This is a genomic window from Agrococcus beijingensis, assembly GCF_030758955.1.
GTDB classification, from domain to species: Bacteria; Actinomycetota; Actinomycetes; order Actinomycetales; family Microbacteriaceae; genus Agrococcus; species Agrococcus beijingensis.
This window is the reverse complement of record NZ_CP132360.1, coordinates 1,522,011-1,544,013: the sequence shown is the minus strand read 5'-3', so window position 1 is coordinate 1,544,013 and position 22,003 is coordinate 1,522,011. Positions and strand designations below refer to the sequence as shown.

The window sequence follows — 22,003 nt, the reverse complement described above, 5'->3', positions numbered from 1 at the left end:
GCGCTCGTCGTGCATGGCGCTGCAGGGGCTCGCCGGCGTGCCGGTGCAGATCGAGGTGCACGCCGCGAGCGGCCTGCCGCGCGTGCACATCGTCGGCCTGCCCGATCGCGCGGTGCAGCAGGCGCAGCACCGCACCTGGAGCGCGATCGCCCGGCTCGGGCTCACGGCCCCGCACGGCAAGACGGTCATCAACCTCACGCCCGCGTCGCTGCCGAAGGCCGGCACCCACTTCGACCTGGCGATGGCGATCGCCGTGCTGCGCGCGATGCAGGTCGTGCCCGCCGACGACGGCACCACCGCCCTGTTCGGCGAGCTCGGGCTCGACGGCAGGCTGCGGCCCGTGCCGGGCACGCTGCCGCTCGCGCGGGCGGCCGCCGCGTCGGGGCTGACCCGCATCGTGGTGCCCACCGCGTCGGTCGACGAGGCCTCGCTCGTCGCCGGGCTGCAGGTGCTCGGCGCGCCGAGCCTGGCGCACGCCGCGGCGCTGCTCGGTGCCGAGGTCGACCCGGAGCCCGTCGACGCGGTGACCGCGCCGTCGCCCGTCGAGCGCACCCAGACCGATCTCGACCTCGCCGACGTGGTCGGCAATCGCGACGCGGTCGCCGCGCTCGAGATCGCGGCCGCCGGCGCGCACCACCTGATGATGGTGGGCCCACCCGGAGCCGGCAAGACCATGCTCGCCATGCGGCTGCCCGGCATCCTGCCCCCGCTCGACGAGGCCGCCGCGCTCGAGGTCGCGTCGCTGCGCTCGCTCGCGGGCGAGCCCCCCGCATCGTCGCTCGACCTGCTGCCGCCCTTCGAGCAGCCGCACCACTCCGCGACCGGCGTCTCGCTCGTGGGCGGCGGCTCGGGCGTCATCCGCCCAGGGGCCATCGCGCGGGCGACGCACGGCGTGCTGTTCATGGACGAGGCGCCCGAGTTCTCCCGCGCCGTGCTCGATCAGCTGCGGCAGCCGCTCGAGTCGGGCACGATCACGATCCACCGGGCGGTCGGCGTCGCGACCTTCCCGGCCAGGTTCCAGCTGCTGCTCGCGGCGAACCCCTGCCCGTGCGGCAGCTTCGGCACCGGCGACTGCACGTGCGCGCCGCAGCAGCGCCGCCGCTACTTCAGCAGGCTCTCCGGGCCGCTGCTCGACCGCGTCGACCTGCAGGTGCGGGTCGATCGGGTCGCGCCGGGCACCCAGGGCGCCGGGCGCACCACGGCAGAGGCCGCCGGCCGGGTCGCCGCGGCGCGCGACCGGGCGGCGCACCGGCTCGCGGGCACCGAGTGGTCGGCCATGGGGCACGTGCCGGGCCCGTGGCTGCGGCGCAACCTGCCGCTCGACGCCGCGCTGCTGCGACCGCTCGAGGAGGCCGTGGAGCGAGGGCTGCTCACGATGCGCGGCATGGACCGCGCGCTGCGCGTCGCCTGGACCATCAGCCATCTCGACGGCATCGACTCGCCCACACGCAGCCACATCGGGCTGGCGCTGGCGCTGCGCAAGGGGATCCCCGCATGAAGCCGTTCCGGATCGAGCTCGGGCGGCTCCGCGCCGCGGTCGAGCCCTGCCTGCCCGACGGCGCGGCGGCGCCGGACGACGAGGCCGTCATCGCCAGGTTCGCGGCCGGCGCCTGGACGGTGCTGCCCGAACCGGGCGACAGCGCCGCCGGGGTCGCCCGCGAGCTGCTCGGCGACGTGCGCGCCCTCCAGCTGCTCGTCGACGGCGCCTCTGCGGCCACCTGGTCGACAGAGCTGGGCGTCGCCGACGCCGCCCGGGCGGTCGCCGCCGGACTCGCGCGCTGGCAGCCGCGGCTCGAGGCCGAGCGCATCCTGGGCGCCTTCGCGCAGGGCGCCGCCTTCGGCCAGCGACTGCTCACCCGTGGCGACCGCGCGTGGCCGCAGCAGCTCGACGACCTCGGCCCGCACGCCCCGGCAGCGCTCTGGGTGCGCGGCGAACCCGAGGCGCTCGCCGCATGCGAGCGCTCCGTCGCGCTCGTCGGCTCCCGCGCCTCCAGCGGCTACGGCGAGCTCGTCACCGGGCAGCTCGCCGCCGGACTGGCATCGCGTGGCTTCGCGGTCGTCTCCGGCGGCGCCTACGGCATCGACGGCACCGCGCACCGCGCCACGATGGCCGCGGGCGGCACCACCGTGGCGGTGCTCGCGGGAGGGCTCGATCGCTTCTACCCGGCAGGCCACGACGAGCTGCTGCAGCGGGTGGCGGCGACCGGCTGCGTCATCGCCGAGGCGCCGAGCGGCGTGCCACCGACCCGCTGGCGCTTCCTGGCCCGCAATCGACTGATCGCGGCGCTCGCCAGCGCCACGGTCGTAGTGGAGGCGGGTGCGCGCTCCGGCTCGATCAACACCGCGGGGCATGCCGCCGCGCTCGGTCGGCCGCTCGGAGCGGTCCCGGGCCCGGTGACCTCTGGCGCGAGCGCCGGCTGCCACCGGCTGCTGCGCGACTACGGCGCCGCGGTGATCGAGCGAGCCGAGCACGTCGTCGAGCTCGTCGACGGGCCGGCCGACGCGTCGGCGCCGCTCGGCGGCCTCACGAGCGACGAGGTGCGGGTGCTCGACGCGCTGAGCGCTCGCGCCCCGCGGGCGATCGACGACCTCGCGGTGCGCACGGGCATGTCGCGCGCCGACATCGTCGCCTCGCTGGCGCTGCTCGAGCTGGGCTCGCGCGCGGCGGAGCGGCCCGGCGGCTGGGTGTCGGTCGCGTAGCGGGCGGCAGCGGCGGCGGCGCGTCAGGCGGCGGCGCGTCCGGCGGCGGCTCAGCGGCCGCCCCGCGCGGCGTGGATAGCCTGGGCGCGTGAGCTACGGGATGCATCCAGACGCGACGGCCGTGATCGCCCATCTGAGCGACACGCACCTGCTCGCCGGCGGCGCGCTGCTGGGCGGCCAGGTCGACACGACCGCGCACCTGCGCGAGACGGCCGCGCGGCTGCGCGTGGCCGCCGCCGACGCCGATGTGCTGGTCGTCTCGGGCGACGTCGCCGACCTGGGGGAGCCGGACGCCTACCGGGTGGCGCGCGACCTGCTCGTGCCTGTGGCCGACGGGCTCGGCATCCCGATCGTCTGGACGGCCGGCAACCACGACGAGCGGCCCGCGATGCGGCAGGCCCTCGCGCTGCCGGGCGAGTCGCTGGCACCCATCGACTCGGTGATCGAGGTCAACGGGCTGCGACTCGTCGCGCTCGATTCGAGCCTGCCCGGCTGGCACCACGGCGGCTTCGACGAGGGCCAGGCGGCGTGGCTCGCCGGCGTGCTCGCCGATGCGCCGCCGCTCGGCAGCGTGCTCGTCATGCACCACCCGCCGCTGCCGTACCGGACCCGGCTGATGCGGCTGCTCGAGTTCCGCGACGAGCAGCGGCTCGCCGAGGTGCTCGACGGCGCCGACGTCCGGGCCATCCTCTCCGGGCACCTCCACATCAACGGCTCGGGCACCTTCGCCGAGATCCCGGTCATCCTCGCAGGCGCCACCAGCTACGCCGACGACCTCGCCGGCCCGCCCCCGGCGATGCACGGCATCGACGCGACGCAGTCGTTCAACCTCATCGAGGTGTACGCCGACGCGATCGCGCACTCGGTCGTGCCCGCGCTCCCGTCGCCCTCCCGCGAGACGGTGCCGGCCGAGCTCGCGGAGAGCGTCGCCGCGCTCTCGCCCGCCGAGCGGCTCGACCGGTTCAGCAGGAAGCCGGCCTGACGCATGCGGCTCGACGACGCGATCGACGGCTACCTCGCCCACCTCGCGCGCGAGCGCGGCTACTCGGCGAACACGGTGCGCGCCTATCGGGGCGACCTGCGCAGCCTCGCCGAGCACTGCGAGCGCGAGCGCGTCGACGCCGCCGACGGCCTCGACATCGAGGTCCTGCGCGACTGGCTCTACGCCAGCGCCGAGCAGGGCAGCGGCAAGTCGACCATCGCGCGCCGCAGCGCCGCGGCCCGCGGCCTCAGCCGATGGATCGCCGCGAACGGCGGCCAGGATGTCGCCGGGCGGCTGCGCACGCCCAAGCGCGACCGCCACCTGCCCCGCGTGCTGTCGCGACAGGCGATGGACGGCGTGCTGACGGGACTCGCCGCCGCCGCGGCCGAGGGCGATCCGGTCGCGCTCCGCGACCTCGCCGTGGTCGAGCTGCTCTACGCCAGCGCGCTCCGCGTCAGCGAGCTCGTCGGCCTCGACGTCGACGACATCGACCTCGAGCGGCTCACCGTGCGGGTCGTCGGCAAGGGCTCGAAGGAGCGGGTGGTGCCGTTCGGCAGGCCCGCCCTCGACGCGGTGCTCGACTGGATGCGCACGGGCCGCGACCAGCTCGCCAGCCCGGCGAAGCAGCATCCGGCCCTCTTCCTGGGCGCGCGCGGCGGCCGGCTCGGCCAGCGGCGCGTGCACGAGCTGGTCACCGGGCTGCTGGAGGAGGTGCCGGGCTCGGGCCCGCACGGTCCGCACACCCTGCGGCACACGGCCGCCACGCACCTGCTCGACGGCGGCGCCGACCTGCGCGCGGTGCAGGAGATGCTGGGGCACGCGAGCCTCGGCACGACGCAGATCTACACGCACGTGTCGCTCGAGCGGCTCACGGAGGCCTACCGCACGGCGCACCCGCGGGCCTGACCCGGCGTGCGGCCGCTGGCCCCGGCAGGAGCCGCCGCGCCGAAGCCTTGCCCGCGCCGCGCGGCAGCAGCACCGGCCGCTCGACCCCCAGCAGCGGCAGCGGATCGATGTAGGCGCCGTGGAGCCGAGCGCCCAGGTGCAGCCTCGCCTCACCGGCGACGTGGCCGGCGAGGAGCGTGCCGATGCGCTGGCCCCGCGCGACCGGCTCGCCCGTCGCCACGAGCGGCTCGACCGGCTCGAAGCTCGACACCAGCCCGCCGCCGTGGTCGATCGAGACGACCGGCCGCCCGGCGACCGGCCCCGCGAAGCGCACCGTGCCGTCGTCGGGGGAGACGACCGGTGCGCCGGCGGTCGCGGCGATGTCGATGCCGCGGTGCCCGCTGCCGTAGGGCGTCGCCGGGGGATCGAACGCCCGGGCTACCTCGTGCGAGGCGACCGGCCAGCCCCAGGCGCCGACGGTCACAATCAGCAGGAGGGCGAGGATGCGCATGAGGCATGGTGCACCGGTGCGGCCTCGGCGGGTGCGGCTCGCGGGCCGGCCGGTGGAGAGCCCGGCTTCTGCGACGGTCCGCCGAGCATGTAGCATGGGAGGGCATCGCCTGTGTGCGATGACTTCGCGCGCCCGTCGCGACGACACCCCCTTCGGTCCAGCTGCTCGACTCGTCGTGCGCCTGGTGGGAGTGCGTCAGGGCGCCAGGGGCCCCACCGACCGGTCGGGGCCGGCAACCAGAACAGAAGAAGGAGGCGGCCATGGCCGTCGTCACCACTCGCCAGCTGCTCGACAGCGGCGTGCACTTCGGGCACCAGACCCGACGCTGGAACCCCAAGATGAAGCGATTCATCTTCACGGAGCGCTCCGGCATCTACATCATCGACCTGCAGCAGTCGCTCGCCTACATCGACAAGGCCTACGACTTCGTCAAGGAGACGGTCGCCCACGGCGGCAGCGTGCTCTTCGTCGGCACCAAGAAGCAGGCGCAGGAGTCGATCGCCGAGCAGGCGACCCGCGTGGGCCAGCCCTACGTCAACCAGCGCTGGCTCGGTGGTCTGCTCACGAACTTCAACACGATCTCCAAGCGACTCAGCCGCATGAAGGAGCTCGAGGAGCTCGACTTCGACGACACGTCGGTCTACACCAAGAAGGAGCTGCTGCTCAAGAAGCGCGAGCTGCTGAAGCTCCAGAAGTCGCTCGGTGGCATCCGCAACCTGCAGCGCACGCCGTCGGCGCTCTGGATCGTCGACACCAACAAGGAGCACCTTGCTGTCGACGAGGCCAAGAAGCTGGGCATCCCGGTCATCGCGATCCTCGACACGAACTGCGACCCGGACGACGTGCAGTTCCCGATCCCGGGCAACGACGACGCGATCCGCTCCGTCGCGCTGCTGACGAAGATCGTCGCCGACGCTGCGGCCGAGGGGCTCATGCAGCGCCACGGCGGCGGCGGCGACGCCGCGGCCGAGCCGATGGCCGAGTGGGAGCGCGAGCTCCTCGAGGAGCAGGCAGCCGCGCCGGCCGCCCCCGCAGTCGACGAGGCACCCGCAGTCGACGAGGCTCCCGCAGCCGACGAGGCCCCAGCAGCAGCTGAGGCTCCCGCAGAGGAGGCCGTCGAGGCCCCCGTCGCCGAGGAGGCCGCAGCCGCCGAGACCACCGACGACGCCGCGGCGTCCGAGTCGAACTGAGGAGCAGACGATGGCCAACATCAGCATCGCCGACCTGAAGATGCTGCGTGAGCAGCTCGGCACCGGCATGAGCGACACCAAGGCAGCCCTCGAGGAGGCCGGCGGTGACATCGAGAAGGCGACGGAGATCCTGCGCCTCAAGGGCGCCAAGGGCAACGCGAAGCGCGCCGACCGCTCGACGAGCGAGGGCCTCGTGGCCGTCGCCGAGGGCGAGGGTGCCGTCACGATGATCGCGCTCGGCTCCGAGACCGACTTCGTCGCGAAGAACGAGCGCTTCATCGCGCTCTCCGAGCGCGTCGTCTCCGCCGTCGCGGCCTCCGGCGCCGCAGACCTCGAGTCGGCGCTCGCCGCGCCGGCCGAGTCGGGCACCGTCAAGTCGCTCATCGACGACGAGGCAGCCGTCATCGGCGAGAAGATCGAGCTGACCAAGGTCGGCCGCGTCGAGGGCGAGTCGCACGCCGTCTACCTGCACCGCACGTCGAAGGACCTGCCCCCGCAGGTCGGCGTCGTGGTCGCCTACTCGGGCGACGACGCAGAGACGGCTCGCGCCGTCGCGCAGCACATCGCCATGTTCGACCCCACCTACGTCTCGCGCGACGAGGTGCCGGCCGAGCAGGTCGAGAAGGAGCGCGAGCTCGTCACCGAGATCGCTCGCGGCGAGGGCAAGCCCGAGGGCGCCCTGCCGAAGATCATCGAGGGCCGCCTGACCGGCTTCTTCAAGCAGATCGCGCTGCTCGACCAGGACTACGCCCGCGACAGCAAGCAGACCGTGGGCAAGGTCCTCGAGGCCGCAGGCCTCCAGGTCAGCGGCTTCGCGCGCTTCAAGGTCGGCGCGTAGCCAGCACCAGCATGCGACGAAGGGCCGGGGGAGACCCCGGCCCTTCGTCGTCTCGCCGTCGGCGGCGCGGTAGGCTTCTGCACGGCCCGGATCCGGGTCGACAACCCCCTGGAGGAGCACCATGCCAGCACAGCCGCGCCGCAGAGTCCTCCTGAAGCTCTCGGGAGAGTCGTTCGGCGGCGGCAGCTTGGGCGTGAACCCCGACGTGGTGTCGGCGATCGCCCGCCAGATCGCCGAGGCGGCCGAGACGGTCGAGATCGCGATCGTCGTGGGCGGCGGCAACTTCTTCCGCGGCGCAGAGCTGAGCCAGCGCGGCATGGAGCGCGGTCGAGCCGACTACATGGGCATGCTGGGCACCGTGATGAACGCCCTCGCGCTGCAGGACTTCCTCGAGCAGGCCGGCGCCGAGACACGCGTCCAGTCGGCCATCCAGATGACGCAGGTCGCCGAGCCGTACATCCCGCGCCGCGCCGAGCGCCACCTCGAGAAGGGCCGCGTCGTCATCTTCGGCGCCGGCGCCGGCCTGCCCTACTTCTCGACCGACACGGTCGCCGCGCAGCGCGCGCTCGAGATCACGGCCGATCAGGTGCTGGTCGCCAAGAACGGCGTCGACGGCGTCTACTCGGCCGACCCGAAGCTCGACCCGACCGCGACGCGGTTCGACGAGATCACCTACCAGGACGCCCTCGTGCGCGGTCTCAAGGTGGTCGACTCCACGGCGTTCAGCCTCTGCATGGACAACCGCATGCCGATGCGCGTCTTCGGCATGGACGGCGAGGCCGCGCTCACGAAGGCGATCCTCGGCGAGCCGGTCGGCACCCTCGTGCGCGCCTGAGCCGCATACAATCCTCAGCAACGGAAGGAAGCACGTGATCAGCGACGTTATGGCCTCGGCCAAGGAGAAGATGGCCCAGTCGATCGAGGTCGCGAAGGACGACTTCCAGACGGTGAGCGCCGGCCGGGCGAACCCCGCGCTGTTCCAGCGGCTCAATGTGGAGTACTACGGCACGCCGACACCGATGCTGCAGCTGGCGTCGTTCCAGCAGCCCGACGCCCGCACCCTCGTCATCACGCCGTTCGACAAGAGCGCGCTGAAGGAGATCGAGCGCGCGATCGTCAACGCCCCGCATCTCGGCGTGACCCCCTCGAACGACGGCAACCTGGTGCGCATCGTCATGCCCGAGCTCACCGAGGAGCGTCGCCGCGACTACGTGAAGATCGTCAAGGACAAGGCCGAGCAGGCCCGCGTGGCCGTGCGCAACGTGCGCCGCCAGGCGCTGGCCGACCTCGACAAGCTCAACGAGGTGGGCGAGGACGAGGTCGCCCGCGCAGGCAAGGAGCTCGAGCTGCTCACGAAGCAGACCGTCGACAGCATCGACGACGCGCTGAAGAAGAAGGAGACCGAGCTCCTCGAGGTCTGAGCGAGGAGTCGGGAAGCGACGGTGGACAAGGAGCACCGCAGCGCCGCCGAGATCGAGGCCCAGATCCAGGCGCAGATCCATGCGGCCAGGGATCAGATCGAGGCGACGCGAGCGCGCGTCAACAAGCGCACCGGGCGCGACCTCGCGGCTGCGACCGGGATCGCGCTGCTGCTGGGCGGCGTGCTGCTGGCGAGCCTGCTCTGGGTGAAGGTGCTGTTCATGGTCTTCGCGACCGTGCTCATCGGCTTCGCCCTCTACGAGCTCGCCAGCGCGCTGCGCTTCGCCGGCCGCGACGTGCCGCGCATCCCGCTGGTGCTGCTCGGCAGCGCCATCCTGCCGATCACCTGGTTCTGGGGCGCCGCCGGGATGTGGTGGGGCACCCTGGGCGCGATCGCCGGCGTCGCCGTGGTGCGCGTGGCCGAGCTGGCCGACGCACGCACCCGGACCGGCGCATCCGCCGTCTTCGCCGACATCACGCAGGGCGCCTTCTGCATCGCCTACGTGGCGGTGCTGGGCGCCTTCACCGTGCAGCTCACCGCCCAGGACGGCGGCCAGTGGTGGACGCTCGCGATGATCATCATGACGACGGTGATCGACACCGGCGCGCTGGCGGCGGGCGTGCTGCTGGGCAGGCACAAGCTGGCGCCGCGCATCAGCCCCGGCAAGACCTGGGAGGGCCTGGCGGGCGGTGCCGTGCTCGCCACGGCGGCAGGCATCGCGCTGTCGGTGTGGATGCTGGGGCAGGAATGGTGGTTCGGCTTCATCCTCGCCGCGCTGCTCGTCGTCTCGGCGACCGTCGGCGACCTCGCCGAGTCGATCATCAAGCGGGATCTGGGCATCAAGGACATCGGCTCGTTCCTGCCCGGGCACGGCGGATTCCTCGACCGGCTCGACTCGATCCTGCCGAGCTCGGTCGTGATGATGGCCCTCTTCCAGGTGGTGCACGCCTGACTCCGCCGCGACCGCTGGCATGATGGTGGCGATGAGCACGTTCCCCAGAGCCCGGCGGTCGCAGCCCGGGTACGACATCGAGCAGGTCGAGGACTTCCTCGAGGATGCCCGTCGTGCCTACGCGACCGATGCCCGAGCCGCCACGGCGATCGACTCGTCGACCATCCGTCGCACCAGCTTCCCGATGCAGAAGGGCGGCTATTCGCCCGCGCACGTCGACGCGGCCCTCGAGCGGCTGGAGGAGGCGTTCGCCCGTCGCGAGCACGAGCGGGGCATCGCCGAGCACGGGGAGGAGGCCTGGTACGGGAAGATCCGCGACCGGGCGCAGCAGACGCTCGAGCAGCTGCACCGACCCGACGGCGAGCGCTTCCGCCGGGTGAGCCGCATCTCCCGCGGCTACCGCGTCGCCGATGTCGACGCCTTCGCGCAGCGCGTCGCCTCCTACCTCGAGGACGGGCCCGACATGACGGCGCGACAGGTGCGCACCGCCCAGTTCGACGCGCAGTTCGGCGGCTACGACGAGGACGAGGTCGACCGCCTCTTCGACACGGTCGTGAGCCTCATGCTGGCGGTCCGCTGAACGATCGGGGCCTGGGCTTCGTTACCGTTCCGTGATAGCGTCGATCCTCGTGTTCACTCGACCCAGCACCTCCAGCGCGCGCAAGACGCGCACTCGCGGCGTGCTCTCGGGTGTCTCGCTGCTCGCCGCGATGGGCTTCGTCGCCGTCTCGCTGGCAGCCAGCCCCGGCGCGCAGGTGATGGCCGATCCCGCCTCGCTGCCGAGCGAGAACCGCCCCGGCCAGGCGATCGGCGAGATCACCGGCGCGCAGGCGTCGCTCGTGCGCGACACGATCGTGGTGCACACCCCGACGCCGACGCCCACGCCCACGCCCACCCCGACCCCCACGCCGACGCGGGTCGCCGCTGCGGCGCCCGTCGCCGGCGCCGCGCCCGCCGCCCCCCGTGCAACGGTCGCCATCCCCGCGGTCGCCGCGCCCGACCCGGGCACCGCCCAGGCGATCGCCCGCGAGATGGTGCTGAACCGCGGCTGGGGCGAGGATCAGTACGCCTGCCTCTACAAGCTGTGGCAGAAGGAGTCGAACTGGAACGTCTACGCGCAGAACCGCTCCAGCGGCGCGTACGGCATCCCGCAGTCGCTCCCCGGCTCCAAGATGGCGACGGTCGCGGCTGACTGGCAGACCAACCCGGTGACGCAGATCACCTGGGGCCTCGGTTACATCTCCGGTCGCTACGGCACGCCGTGCGGCGCCTGGGGCCACTCGCAGCAGGTGGGCTGGTACTGATGCCCTCGCGGCGGCCCAGTCGTCGCGCGCAGCCCTACGTGCCGCTCGACGTCGACCGCCTGATGCAGGGCACCGCCCGCATCGAACGGCGCGCGGGCGCCGAGTGGCACGTGCAGCCGATGTCGGCCGCGAGCGCGGTGAAGGACTACGTCTGCCCCGGATGCGGTGCCTCGGTCGTGCAGGGCACGGCGCACGTCGTCGTGTGGCGGGCCGACTCGATCTTCGGCGAGCGCGCGGTCGAGGATCGGCGCCACTGGCACACCGGCTGCTGGCGCGCCCGCTGACGCGCAGCGGTTGCCGCTATCTGGCGTCCTGCTTCGGGATCACGACTTCCTTCAGGATCAGCTGGATCGCCGCCGCCACCGGGATCGCGACGAGCGCGCCGAGGATGCCGAGCAGGGTGCCGCCGATGAGGGCAGCCAGCACGACCACGACACCGGGCACCTTCACCGCCCGGTTCATGATCTGCGGGCTGATGACGTAGGCCTCGAGCTGCATGTAGAGCAGGTACCAGATCGCGACGGGCAGCGCCGTCTGCGGCCCGTCGAGCGCGAGCACCAGCAGCGAGATCACCACGGAGGCGGAGATCGTGCCGACGAGCGGGATGGTCGACGCGATGAGCGCCACGAACGCGTAGACGCCGGCGAGCTCCGAGCCGGCGATCGACAGCACGATGAAGGAGAGCACGCCGTTCAGCAGGCCGAGCGAGCCCTGGCCGAGCACGAAGCGGCCGACCGACTTCATGATCTGCTCGGCGATCTCGATGAACTTCGGCCGCGACGAGGCCGGCACCAGGCGGTACATGCCCGACTTCAGCGACGGCAGCGAGCCCGTGAAGTACAGCATGAGGACGATGACGATGAAGGCGCCGCCGAGGGCGAACACGACCTGGCCGACGCCGCCGACCACGCCCGCCGCGATGTCGGCCACCCACGGGGGCAGCGTCGACCAGGTCTCGAAGTCGGTCAGGGCGAGCATGATCTGCTCGACGGTGCCGTCGATGTCGAACTGCGGGAACGTCTCGCGCACCCAGGTCAGCACGCTGTCGAGCGCGCCGCCCTCGATCTCCTCGACGATCGACTGCACCAGCACGGTGAACTGGGCGACGATCGTCGGCACGATCAGCCAGGTCGCACCGACCAGCACGGCCACGATCACGACGAAGATGATCAGCACCGCCGCCCATCGGGGCACCTTGCGCCGGATCAGGAACTGGATCACCGGCTCGAGGCCCAGCGCCAGGAAGATGCCGGCGAACGCCCAGACGAGCACGGTGCTGATCTGCTGGATGCCGGCGCCGATGGCCAGTGCCAGCAGCACCCCGAGCCCGCCCACGAGGCCGAGGAGGAAGCCGTTCCTGATGTTCACATTCGGCATCCTAGGGCGCGGGGGAGCCCCACCCTGGGGGGCGCGCGCCCGATGGGGCTTGGCAGATCGCGCTCCGGCTCGGTACCCTGGAGGCTTGCCCGCTCTGCGTCGTCCGTCTGGTCGACCTGCCGAAGCTCTCGGCGAGCGTGAAAGGACCTCTGACCCGTGCGATACATCCTCGCGGCTGTGAGCCTCGTGATCTCGCTCGTGCTGCTCGGCCTCGGCATCGGGCAGCGCACCCTGTGGGCCCCGCCCGACTCGATCGTGGCCGAGGTCCAGGAGCCGACATCGGCCCAGATCGTGCTGCTCGGCGGTGAGGCGCTGAACACGCACGACGGCGTCCAGAGCATCGCCATCGAGGGCGAGGGCCCGATCACCGCGGTGGTCGGCCGCGAGCACGACGTGCTCGGCTGGGTGGGCGAGACGGAGCACGCGATCGCGCAGCTCGATGCGAGCGACGCGCTCGCGCTGCAGCTCGAGCCGGGCGACGACGCCCCGCTGCCCGAGCTCGCCGGCAGCGACATGTGGATCGAGGAGCAGCAGGGCGAGGGCTCGGTCGAGATGACCATCGACCTGCCCGTCGGCTACACGATCGCGATCGCCGGAGCACCCGGATCGGCGGCTCCCTCCGACATCCGCGTGGAGTGGCCGTTCGATGCGAAGACGCCGCTCTTCGGCCCGCTGGTCGCCGCAGGGCTCTTCTTCCTCGCGCTCGCGCTGCTGTTCTTCCTCCTCGCCCTGCGCAGCCACCGGCGTCGTCGCGGCCCGCAGCGTCGCTCGCACCGCGACCTGACCCGGGCCGAGCGCCGCCAGCTGCGGCGCGACGCGCAGCAGGGCCTGCCTCGCCCCGACCGCGCGGCCGTCGAGCCGCGCGAGCCGCAGGGCGAGATCGAGGCGGCGGATGCGTCGACACCGCAGGGCGATGACGCCGCGTCGGGCTCATCCGCGCCGACGCCCCCGAGCGACACCGGCCCAGAGGTCGAGGCGGAGCGGGGCAAGAACGTCTCCGCGGCACCGCGACGGAAGCGTCGCTTCGGCCTGCTCGCCCTGCCCGTCGTGGCCGTGGTCGGCCTGACCGGCTGCGGCCCGCAGTACTGGCCCAGCGCCGAGCCGACCGCGCAGCCCACCGGCGCTCCGACGCCGACGAGCCTCGAGGAGACGCTGCCGCCGGTGGCCCTGACCGAGAACCAGTTCGGCCGGGTGCTCGAGGCCACGCGCGCCGCGGTCGTCGAGGCCGATGCCGCGCTCAATCCCGACATCGCCGCGCAGCGCCTCGCTGGTCCGGCGCTGGAGGCCCGCACCACCAGCTACCAGGTGCGCACGCAGAACGGTGAGATCGCCGCAGTGGCGGGCATCGCCGACGGTGAGGTCGAGCTGCTGCTGCCGCAGCAGACCGAGATCTGGCCGCGCAGCGTGATGGCGATCGTCGGTTGGCAGGACGGCACGCAGGCGCAGTCGGCGCTGACCTTCCAGCAGGCCGATGCGCGCTCGGACTACAAGCTCGTCTACATCACGACGCTCGCCTCCGGCGTGCAGCTGCCCGCGGTCGCCAGCCCGACGATCGGTGCCGCCAGCCTGCCGGGCGACACCCCGCTGCTGCAGCGCCGGCCGAACGAGATCACCGCCGCCTACGCCGACGTGCTGCTGAACGGCGCGGAGTCGCAGTTCAACGCCTGGTTCCGCGAGGAGGGCGATGCGCTGCGCGCCGAGATCGGCCGCCCCGCCAAGGACGCCCAGCGCGCGCTGCCCGAGTTCGAGCTCTCGACCCTCGAGTGGTCGGCGGCCGAGGACGAGCAGGCGCCGATCCTGCTGGTGAACAACGAGGGCGGGGCGCTCATGGCGAGCTCGTTCCTCGAGACCCAGCGCGCCACGCCGGCCGACGAGGGCGTCGAGATCGAGGCCCAGGCGGGCGCCGGCATCCTCGCAGGCGTCCAGCAGTCGACACGAGGCATCGAGACCACCTACCAGATCCAGGTGCTCTTCTCGGTGCCGCCCGCCGACGCTCCGGAGGGCACCCAGATCCAGGTGGTCGGCTACAGCCAGGCACTCGTCAGCGCAAGGGAGGTCCAGTGATGTCCGAGGCACGTCTGCCCGCGTCGATGGGAGGGGCGGTCGACCTGTCGGCCCTCGCCGCGCGCCACCAGCAGTCCGCAGCAGCGCCCGAGGCCGCGCAGGGCGCACCTGCGGCCGGCACGCCGGGCGTGATCGTCGACGTCACCGACGCCGACCTCGCCACGATCGTCGAGCTGTCGAACCGGGTGCCGGTCATCATCGACATCTGGGCCGAGTGGTGCGGACCGTGCAAGCAGCTCTCGCCGGTGCTCGAGCGCCTCATCGAGGGGTACGGCGGCCGCCTCGTGCTCGCGAAGGTCGACGCCGACACCAACCCGCAGCTCGTGCAGGCGTTCAACGCGCAGTCGATCCCCACCGTGGCCGCGATCATCGCCGGCCGCCCCGCGCCGCTGTTCACCGGGGCGATCCCCGAGGAGCAGGTGAAGGACGTGCTCGAGCAGGTGCTGGCGTTCGCCGAGCAGCAGGGCATCACCGGCAGCGTGCCGGTCGGCGACGCGGCTGGCGACGACGCAGAGCCCGCGCCGGCACCGGTGCCGCCGCTGCACCAGGAGGCCTACGACGCGATCGACGCCGGCGACCTCGACGCCGGCATCGCCGCGTTCGAGAAGGCGATCGCGCAGAACCCGCGCGACGCCGACGCGATCGCCGGGCTCGCGCAGGTGCGGCTGCTCGCACGCCTGCGCGGGAAGGGCGCCGACGAGATCCGCGCCGCGGCCGCGGCCGCTCCGACCGACGCCGAGGCGCAGATGCTCGTCGCCGACCTCGACCTCTCCGGCGGTCACGTCGAGGACGCGTTCCTGCGCATGCTCGACCTCGTCGGCTCGCTCGCGGGCGACGAGAAGCAGGACGCCCGACTGCGCCTGCTCGACCTGTTCGAGATCGTCGGCCTCGACGACGAGCGCGTGGCAGCCGCCCGCAAGCGGCTGACGACGCTCCTCTACTGAGCCTCGACCGCCCGGTCGGGAGCAGGGGCCCTGCGCCGCAGGATCAGCCCCGCCAGCGGCGGCACGGTGATCGTCGCTGACGCCGGGCGACCGCCCCACGGCTCGTCGACCGCGTGCACGACGCCGAGGTTGCCGACGCCGGAGCCGCCGAACTCCTGCGCGTCCGAGTTCACGGCCTCCTCCCAGTCGCCAGAGCTCGGGAGCCCGATCCGGTAGCCCTCGACCGGGCGCCCCGAGAAGTTGACGACCGCGGCGACCGCGTCGCCCTCGGCTCCCCAGCGCAGGAACGCCACGAGGTTGTCGGCCGAGTTGCCGCCGTCGATCCACTCGAAGCCGCCCGGCTCGTTGTCGCGCAGCCAGAGCGCCTCGGTGTCGCGGTAGACGCGGTTCAGCTGCGTCACCAGCGACATCAGCCCGCGGTGCACCGGCTGGTCGAGGATCCACCAGTCGAGCCCGCGCGCCTCGCTCCACTCGCTCGGCTGCCCGAACTCCTGGCCCATGAACAGCAGCTGCTTGCCCGGGTGCGCCCACATGAAGGTCAGGTAGGCGCGCACGGAGGCGAGCTTCTGCCACTGGTCGCCGGGCATCTTGCTCAGCAGCGAGCCCTTGCCGTGCACGACCTCGTCGTGGCTGATCGGGAGCATGAACTGCTCCGAGAACGCGTAGAAGAACGAGAACGTGATGTCGTTGTGGTGGTGCGACCGGTACATCGGGTCGACCGCCATGTACTGGAGCGTGTCGTGCATCCAGCCCATGTTCCACTTGATGCCGAAGCCGAGCCCGCCCTGGTCGGTCGGCTTCGTGACGCCCGGCCACGAGGTCGACTCCTCCGCGATCATCACGATGCCCGGGTGCCGGCGGTAGACCGTCGCGTTGACCTCCTGCAGCAGCGAGATCGCCTCGAGGTGCTCGCGCCCGCCGTGCACGTTCGGCAGCCACTCGCCGTCCTTGCGCGAGTAGTCGAGGTAGAGCATCGACGCGACCGCGTCGACGCGCAGGCCGTCGATGTGGAACTCCTCGAACCAGTAGATCGCGTTGGCGACCAGGAAGTTCTTCACCTCGGGGCGGCCGAAGTCGAACACGTGCGTGCCCCAGTCGGGCTGGTCGCCGCGGCGCGGGTCGGGGTGCTCGTAGAGGGCGCGGCCGTCGAAGCGGGCGAGCGCCCACTCGTCCTTCGGGAAGTGGCCCGGCACCCAGTCGACGAGCACGCCGTACCCGGCGCGGTGCAGCCGGTCGATCAGGTAGCGCAGGTCGTCGGGGTGCCCGAAGCGGCTGGTGGGGGCGTAGTAGCCGGTCACCTGGTAGCCCCAGGAACCGCCGAACGGGTGCTCCGCGAGCGGCATGAACTCGACGTGCGTGAAGCCGGTCTCCTCGAGGTGCTCGATGAGCGCATCCGCCATCTCCCGGTAGCCGAGGCCCGGCCGCCAGGAGCCGAAGTGCAGCTCGTAGACCGACATGGGGGAGTTGTACACGTCCTTGGCGGCCCGGGACGCCATCCACTCGTCATCGCTCCACGCGAAGCGGCTCGTGCCGACCTTCGACGCGGTGGCGGGCGGCACCTCGGTGTAGCGCGCCATCGGGTCGGCCCGGGTCACCCACCCGTGGTCGGTGAGGATCTCGTACTTGTAGCCGGAGTGCTCGAGCTCGCCCGGCACGAACAGCTCCCAGACGCCCGAGCCGCCCATGCTGCGCATCGGGTGCGCGCGGCCGACCCAGTCGTTGAAGTCGCCGATGATGCGCACGGCGCGCGCGTTCGGCGCCCACACGGCGAAGGTCGCGCCCCGCACGCCCTCGTGCTCGCGCAGGCGCGATCCGAGCACCTTCCAGACCTGCTCGTGGCGGCCCTCGCTCCACAGGTGGAGGTCGAGCTCGCCCAGCGTGGGCGTGAAGCGATACGGGTCCTCGGCCTCCCAGCTGCCGCCGTCGCCGTAGGTCGTGCGCAGGCGATAGGGGCGGATGGGTCCGGTCACGGTCGCCGCCCAGACCCCCTGCCCGAGGTGCTCCATGGGGGTCGGCACGGCGGCGGGGTCGGTGCCGATCACCTCGACCGAGGCGGCCAGGTGGCGCACCGCCCGCACGACGTGACCGGACGCATCCGGATGCGCGCCGAGCAGATCGTGCGGTGCGGGGTGCTCCCCGTCACCGAGCTGCCGGAGGGTGTTCTCGTCGAGCATCATGCAGCCGATCGTCGCACGTGGATGACGTGCGCGGGCTCGATGTGGGCATCGAGGCGCACGAAGTTGTGGTCGCTCCAGCTCCACGTCTCGCCAGAGATGAGGTCGTGGGCCTCGAACGTGTCGCCGGGGCGCATGCCGAGCTTCGTCAGGTCGAGGTGCACGGTCGTCTGCCTGGCCGAGTGCGGGTCGACGTTCGCGACCACGATGATCGTGTCGCTCTCGCCCGACTCGGTGAAGGCGCCGTCGACGTGCTTCGAGTAGACGAGCACGGCCTCGTCGTCGGACCAGTGCACGTCGAGCGCCCACAGCTGCCGGATCGCCGGGTGGGCGGCACGGATCTCGTTGAGGCGCGCGATGTACGGCGCGATGGTGGTGCCGTTGCGCTCGGCCTGCGCCCAGTCGCGCGGCTTGTACTCGTACTTCTCGTTGTCGATCGCCTCCTCGGCCCCGGGCCGGGCGACGTCCTCGATGAGCTCGTAGCCCGCGTACATGCCCCAGGTCGGCACCGCGGTGGCGGCGATCGCGGCGCGCACCTTGAACGCCGGCACGCCGCCGAACTGCAGGTACTCGGTGAGGATGTCGGGCGTGTTGACCCAGAAGGCAGGCTTGAACCACGCCGCCTGCGGCCCGGTCACCTCGCGCAGGTACTCCTCGAGCTCGGCCTTCGTGTTGCGCCAGGCGAAGTACGTGTACGACTGCTGGAACCCGACCTTCCCGAGCGCCTGCATCATCGCGGGGCGCGTGAAGGCCTCGGCGAGGAAGACGATGTCGCCGTGCTCCTTGTTCACGTCGCGGATGACGCGCTCCCAGAACCACAGGGGCTTCGTGTGCGGGTTGTCGACGCGGAAGATGCGCACGCCGCAGCCGATCCAGTGGTCGAGCAGCCGCAGCACCTCCTCGACGATCCCGGCGGGGTCGTTGTCGAAGTTGACGGGGTAGATGTCCTGGTACTTCTTCGGCGGGTTCTCGGCGAAGGCGATCGAGCCGTCCGGCAGCGTCGTGAACCACTCCGGGTGCTCGGTCACCCACGGATGGTCCGGGGCCGCCTGGAGGGCGAGGTCCATGGCCACCTCGAGCCCCGCATCCGCCGCCGCGCGCACGAAGGCGCGGAAGTCGTCGATCGTGCCGAGGTCGGGGTGGATGGTGTCGTGCCCGCCCGCCTTCGAGCCGATCGCCCATGGGGAGCCGGGGTCGCCGGGCTGGGGCGTCAGGGTGTTGTTGGGGCCCTTGCGGTTGACCTCGCCGATCGGATGCACGGGCGGCAGGTAGAGCACGTCGAAGCCCATCGCCCTGACGGCGGGAAGCCGCTTCGCGGCGGTGGCGAAGGTGCCCGACTGCCAGCTGCCGTCGGGGCGCTGCACGGCGCCCTCCGAGCGGGGGAAGAGCTCGTACCAGGCGCCGACGCCCGCGCGGGTGCGCTCGACGCGCAGCGTCAGCTTCTCGGACTCGGTGACGAGCGACCTCGGGCGCGCCCGGTCGACGGCCGCCAGGATCTCGGGGTCGTTGACCGAGGCCCAGCGGTGCATGATCGGCGCCGCAGGGTTGGAGAGGGCGCTCGAGGCGCCCGCGAGCAGGGTGGCGTCCATGCCCTTCGACTGGCGCGCGGCGCGGGCGAGCAGCTGCGCGCCGAGCGCCGCCATCACCTCGGTGTCGATGCCTGCGGGGATCTTGATCTCTGCGTTGTGGTGCCAGGTGGCCCACTCGTCGGCCCACGCCTCGACGTGCCAGCGCCAGAGGCCCCGCTCGGAGACCTGCGCGAGCGCGCGCCAGCGGTCGAGGCCGTCGTTGAGCGGATGCATCGGCACGCGGGCGCGGACGCCGGAGGGGGAGCGGAGCACCAGCGTCACGCCGATGCGATCGTGGCCCTCACGGAACGCCGCCGCCTCGAAGGGCACCACGTCGCCGACCACCGCCTTCGCGGGGAATCGATTGCCGGGCTGCTGGGGGCTCAGGTCGAGCACCGGGATCCGGCCGGACAGGACATCCATCTCGCGCTTGTTCGCCACGGCACCCAACCTACAGAGGCCTCGGTGGGCGCGGGCCTACAGAGGCCCCGGTGGGCGCGGGGTGCACAGCCGCGGCGCGGGCGCCGCTAGGCTCTGGACGCGTGAGAGCGATCCGCCGATTCACCGTCCGCACGTCCCTCCCCGAGCGCCTGGCCAGGCTCGAGCAGCTTGCCTCGAACCTCCGCTGGTCGTGGCACGAGCCGACCCGCGAGCTGTTCCGCGAGATCTCGCTCGACGGCTGGCGCGCCACCGGCCACGACCCGGTGCAGCTGCTCGGCTGGGTCGGCACCGAGCGGCTGCGGCAGCTCGCGGACGACGAGGGGTTCGTCAGCCGTGTCGATGCGCTCGCCGACGACCTCGACGACTACCTGTCGCAGGCGCGCTGGTACCAGTCGCTCGAGGACGCACCCGAGGCGATCGCCTACTTCTCTCCCGAGTTCGGCATCACCAGCGCGCTGCCGCAGTACTCCGGCGGCCTCGGCATCCTCGCCGGCGACCACCTGAAGGCCGCCAGCGACCTGGGCGTGCCGATCGTCGGCGTCGGGCTGTTCTACCAGGCCGGCTACTTCAAGCAGGCCATCTCGCGCGAGGGCTGGCAGCAGGAGTCGTACCCGGTGCTCGATCCCGACGGGCTGCCGCTGACGATCCTGCGCAACGCCGACGGCACGCACGCGACCGTCGCGCTCGCGCTGCCGGGTGCGCGCACCCTGCACGCCCGCATCTGGCAGGCGACGATCGGCCGCGTACCGCTGCTGCTGCTCGACACGAACATCCACGAGAACGAGCTCGAGCTGCGCGGCGTCGCCGATCGGCTCTATGGCGGCGGCGGCGAGCATCGCCTGCAGCAGGAGCTGCTGCTCGGCATCGGCGGGGTGCGGGCGCTGGCCGTCTACAGCGAGCTGACCGGCGCTCCCGAGCCGACCGTCTTCCACTCCAACGAGGGGCACGCGGGCTTCCTCGGCATCGAGCGCATCGCGCAGCTCTCCGCCTCGGCCGGACTGACGTTCGACGAGGCGCTCGCGGTCGTGCGCGCGGGCACCGTCTTCACGACGCACACGCCCGTGCCCGCCGGCATCGACCGGTTCGACCTCGACCTGGTGCGCAGGCACCTCTCGGGCGACCTCGTGCCGGGCGTCGACGTCGAGCGGGTGCTCGCGCTCGGCCGCGAGGACGACCCCTCGATCTTCAACATGGCGCAGCTGGGCTTCTCGATCGCGCAGCGCGCGAACGGTGTCTCGAAGCTGCACGGCGCTGTCAGCCGCGCGATGTTCCAGGACCGCTGGCCGGGCTTCGACGTCGAGGAGGTGCCGATCACCTCGGTCACCAACGGCGTGCACGCGCCCACCTGGACCTCGCCGTCGCTCAAGCACCTGGCCGAGCGCGAGCTCGGCACGCTCGACACCGCCCGCTGCGACTGGGGCTCCGACGCGGTGAGCGACGAGACGCTGTGGTCGGTGCGGCGGGAGATGCGCGCGCACCTGGTCGACGAGGCCCGCGCCCGCACGCGCCGCAAGCACGAGCGCAACGAGGGCGTGGCGCCCTCGTGGATCGACCGGATGCTCGACCCCGACGTGCTGACGATCGGCTTCGCCCGCCGCGTGCCGACCTACAAGCGGCTCACGCTCATGCTCCATGACCGCGAGCGGCTGCGGTCGATCCTGACCGACCCCGAGCGCCCGGTGCAGCTGGTCATCGCCGGCAAGTCGCACCCGGCCGACGAGGCGGGCAAGCAGCTGATCCAGGAGCTGGTGCGCTTCTCGCAGGAGCCCGACATCCGCGGCCGGCTGGTGTTCCTCGAGAACTACGACATCGCGATGGCCAAGTCGCTCTACCCGGGCTGCGACGTGTGGCTCAACAACCCGCCGCGCCCGCTGGAGGCGTGCGGCACCTCCGGCATGAAGGCCGCGCTGAACGGCTCGCTCAACCTCTCGATCCTCGACGGCTGGTGGGAGGAGTACTTCGACGGCCAGAACGGCTGGGCGATCCCCTCGGCGCACGAGCAGATGGATGCGGCCGAGCGCGACGCGTTCGAGGCGAACGCCATGTACGAGATCATCGAGCACCAGGTGGCGCCGCGCTTCTACGACCGCGACGAGCGCGGGCTGCCGACGGCGTGGATCGCCTCGATCCGCCACACGCTGGCGACGCTGAGCCCCGAGCTCTCGGCCGAGCGGATGCTCGCCGAGTACGTGCGCGAGCTCTACGCGCCGGCGGCGCGCGCGGCGTCGATCGCCGGTGCCGACACCGCTGAGGCCGGCCGTGGCTTCGCCGCATGGACGGGGCGGATGCGTCAGGCGTTCGGAGGCGTGTCGGTGCACCACGTCGAGGTCGACGGCGTCGACGTGCCGCCGATCGTCGGCGACCAGGTGCGCGTGCGGGCCTTCCTCGACCTGGGTGCGCTGTCGCCCGACGACGTCACGGTCGAGGTGGTCGCCGGTGCGATGTCGGAGGAGGGCGAGCTGCGCCACACCCGGCGGTTCACGCTCGAGGATCGGGGCGGCGACAGCGCCGCGCGGCGCTTCGAGGCCGCCATCGAGCTGCCGATCGCGGGCACGTTCGGCTACACCGTGCGGGTCGTGCCGAAGCACGAGATGCTCGCGAACGACGCCGAGCTCGGCCTCGTTGCCTACGCCAAGGCCTGAGCCGGCGCCGC

At 72.5% G+C, this 22,003-nt stretch carries 19 protein-coding genes; 15 read left to right on the top strand and 4 right to left on the bottom strand.

What is annotated here, in order from left to right; all coding sequences use genetic code 11:
* Positions 1–13: 13 nt before the first annotated feature.
* The 4 genes from Q9250_RS07420 to Q9250_RS07405 all read left to right on the top strand — a co-directional run bounded on the left by Q9250_RS07420 (position 14) and on the right by Q9250_RS07405 (position 4,588).
* Positions 14–1,498: a YifB family Mg chelatase-like AAA ATPase gene (locus Q9250_RS07420; RefSeq protein WP_306233949.1), complete on the top strand. Its 1,485-nt coding sequence runs from the start codon at positions 14–16 to the stop codon at positions 1,496–1,498.
* Positions 1,495–2,700, top strand: coding sequence for a DNA-processing protein DprA (gene dprA, locus Q9250_RS07415; RefSeq protein WP_306231223.1), 1,206 nt, complete (start codon positions 1,495–1,497; stop codon positions 2,698–2,700). The genes Q9250_RS07420 and dprA overlap by 4 nt, the downstream gene beginning before the upstream one ends.
* An 88-nt stretch (positions 2,701–2,788) precedes the next feature.
* Positions 2,789–3,682, top strand: a complete 894-nt coding sequence (locus Q9250_RS07410; protein WP_306231222.1) for a metallophosphoesterase family protein — start codon at positions 2,789–2,791, stop codon at positions 3,680–3,682.
* Between the two features lie 3 nt (positions 3,683–3,685).
* Entirely contained in the window at positions 3,686–4,588 is a 903-nt protein-coding gene (locus Q9250_RS07405; protein ID WP_306231221.1) for a tyrosine recombinase XerC, read from the top strand.
* Here the strand turns inward: Q9250_RS07405 and Q9250_RS07400 are convergent.
* Positions 4,551–5,078 carry a murein hydrolase activator EnvC family protein gene (locus tag Q9250_RS07400; RefSeq protein ID WP_306231220.1) on the bottom strand — a complete coding sequence of 176 codons (528 nt, stop codon included), beginning with the start codon at positions 5,076–5,078 and terminating at the stop codon, positions 4,551–4,553. The two genes, Q9250_RS07405 and Q9250_RS07400, sit on opposite strands and share 38 nt — an antisense overlap.
* 260 nt (positions 5,079–5,338) lie before the next feature.
* Here Q9250_RS07400 and rpsB point away from each other — a divergent pair, with 260 nt between their 5' ends.
* The 8 genes from rpsB (at position 5,339) to Q9250_RS07360 (ending at position 11,066) form a co-directional block, all read left to right on the top strand.
* Complete coding sequence (gene rpsB, locus Q9250_RS07395) at positions 5,339–6,268, top strand: 30S ribosomal protein S2 (protein ID WP_306231219.1); 930 nt, start codon at positions 5,339–5,341, stop codon at positions 6,266–6,268.
* A 10-nt stretch (positions 6,269–6,278) separates the two neighbouring features.
* Positions 6,279–7,106 (top strand): translation elongation factor Ts, encoded by an 828-nt coding sequence (gene tsf, locus Q9250_RS07390; RefSeq protein ID WP_306231218.1) that lies wholly within the window; start codon positions 6,279–6,281, stop codon positions 7,104–7,106.
* A 121-nt stretch (positions 7,107–7,227) separates the two neighbouring features.
* A complete protein-coding gene (gene pyrH / locus Q9250_RS07385; RefSeq protein ID WP_306231217.1) occupies positions 7,228–7,941 on the top strand; it encodes a UMP kinase in 714 nt (237 codons plus the stop codon).
* A gap of 34 nt (positions 7,942–7,975) precedes the next feature.
* On the top strand, positions 7,976–8,527 hold the full coding sequence (gene frr / locus Q9250_RS07380; protein ID WP_306231216.1) for a ribosome recycling factor: 552 nt from the start codon (positions 7,976–7,978) through the stop codon (positions 8,525–8,527).
* A gap of 21 nt (positions 8,528–8,548) precedes the next feature.
* Positions 8,549–9,478 carry a phosphatidate cytidylyltransferase gene (locus tag Q9250_RS07375; RefSeq protein ID WP_306231215.1) on the top strand — a complete coding sequence of 310 codons (930 nt, stop codon included), beginning with the start codon at positions 8,549–8,551 and terminating at the stop codon, positions 9,476–9,478.
* A gap of 31 nt (positions 9,479–9,509) precedes the next feature.
* The gene (locus Q9250_RS07370) at positions 9,510–10,058 is read left to right on the top strand and encodes a DivIVA domain-containing protein (RefSeq protein ID WP_306231214.1); all 549 of its coding nucleotides are present in this window, start codon (positions 9,510–9,512) and stop codon (positions 10,056–10,058) included.
* Between the two features lie 49 nt (positions 10,059–10,107).
* Positions 10,108–10,782, top strand: coding sequence for an aggregation-promoting factor C-terminal-like domain-containing protein (locus Q9250_RS07365; RefSeq protein WP_306231213.1), 675 nt, complete (start codon positions 10,108–10,110; stop codon positions 10,780–10,782).
* Positions 10,782–11,066 (top strand): hypothetical protein, encoded by a 285-nt coding sequence (locus tag Q9250_RS07360; RefSeq protein WP_306231212.1) that lies wholly within the window; start codon positions 10,782–10,784, stop codon positions 11,064–11,066. The genes Q9250_RS07365 and Q9250_RS07360 overlap by 1 nt, the downstream gene beginning before the upstream one ends.
* A 16-nt stretch (positions 11,067–11,082) precedes the next feature.
* On the opposite strand, the gene Q9250_RS07355 is transcribed toward Q9250_RS07360, so the two are convergent.
* Positions 11,083–12,159, bottom strand: coding sequence for an AI-2E family transporter (locus Q9250_RS07355; RefSeq protein WP_422665028.1), 1,077 nt, complete (start codon positions 12,157–12,159; stop codon positions 11,083–11,085).
* Positions 12,160–12,336: 177 nt separating this feature from the next.
* Here Q9250_RS07355 and Q9250_RS07350 point away from each other — a divergent pair, with 177 nt between their 5' ends.
* Entirely contained in the window at positions 12,337–14,223 is a 1,887-nt protein-coding gene (locus Q9250_RS07350) for a DUF8094 domain-containing protein (RefSeq protein ID WP_306231210.1), read from the top strand.
* Positions 14,223–15,167, top strand: a complete 945-nt coding sequence (locus Q9250_RS07345) for a tetratricopeptide repeat protein (RefSeq protein ID WP_306231209.1) — start codon at positions 14,223–14,225, stop codon at positions 15,165–15,167. Before Q9250_RS07350 ends, Q9250_RS07345 begins: the two co-directional genes overlap by 1 nt.
* Here the strand turns inward: Q9250_RS07345 and glgB are convergent.
* Complete coding sequence (gene glgB, locus Q9250_RS07340; RefSeq protein ID WP_306231208.1) at positions 15,161–17,344, bottom strand: 1,4-alpha-glucan branching protein GlgB; 2,184 nt, start codon at positions 17,342–17,344, stop codon at positions 15,161–15,163. The genes Q9250_RS07345 and glgB overlap by 7 nt on opposite strands.
* Complete coding sequence (locus tag Q9250_RS07335; RefSeq protein ID WP_306233947.1) at positions 17,341–19,332, bottom strand: alpha-1,4-glucan--maltose-1-phosphate maltosyltransferase; 1,992 nt, start codon at positions 19,330–19,332, stop codon at positions 17,341–17,343. The genes glgB and Q9250_RS07335 overlap by 4 nt, the downstream gene beginning before the upstream one ends.
* Before the next feature lie 119 nt (positions 19,333–19,451).
* Here Q9250_RS07335 and glgP point away from each other — a divergent pair, with 119 nt between their 5' ends.
* Positions 19,452–21,992: an alpha-glucan family phosphorylase gene (gene glgP / locus Q9250_RS07330; protein WP_306231207.1), complete on the top strand. Its 2,541-nt coding sequence runs from the start codon at positions 19,452–19,454 to the stop codon at positions 21,990–21,992.
* Positions 21,993–22,003 lie beyond the last annotated feature (11 nt).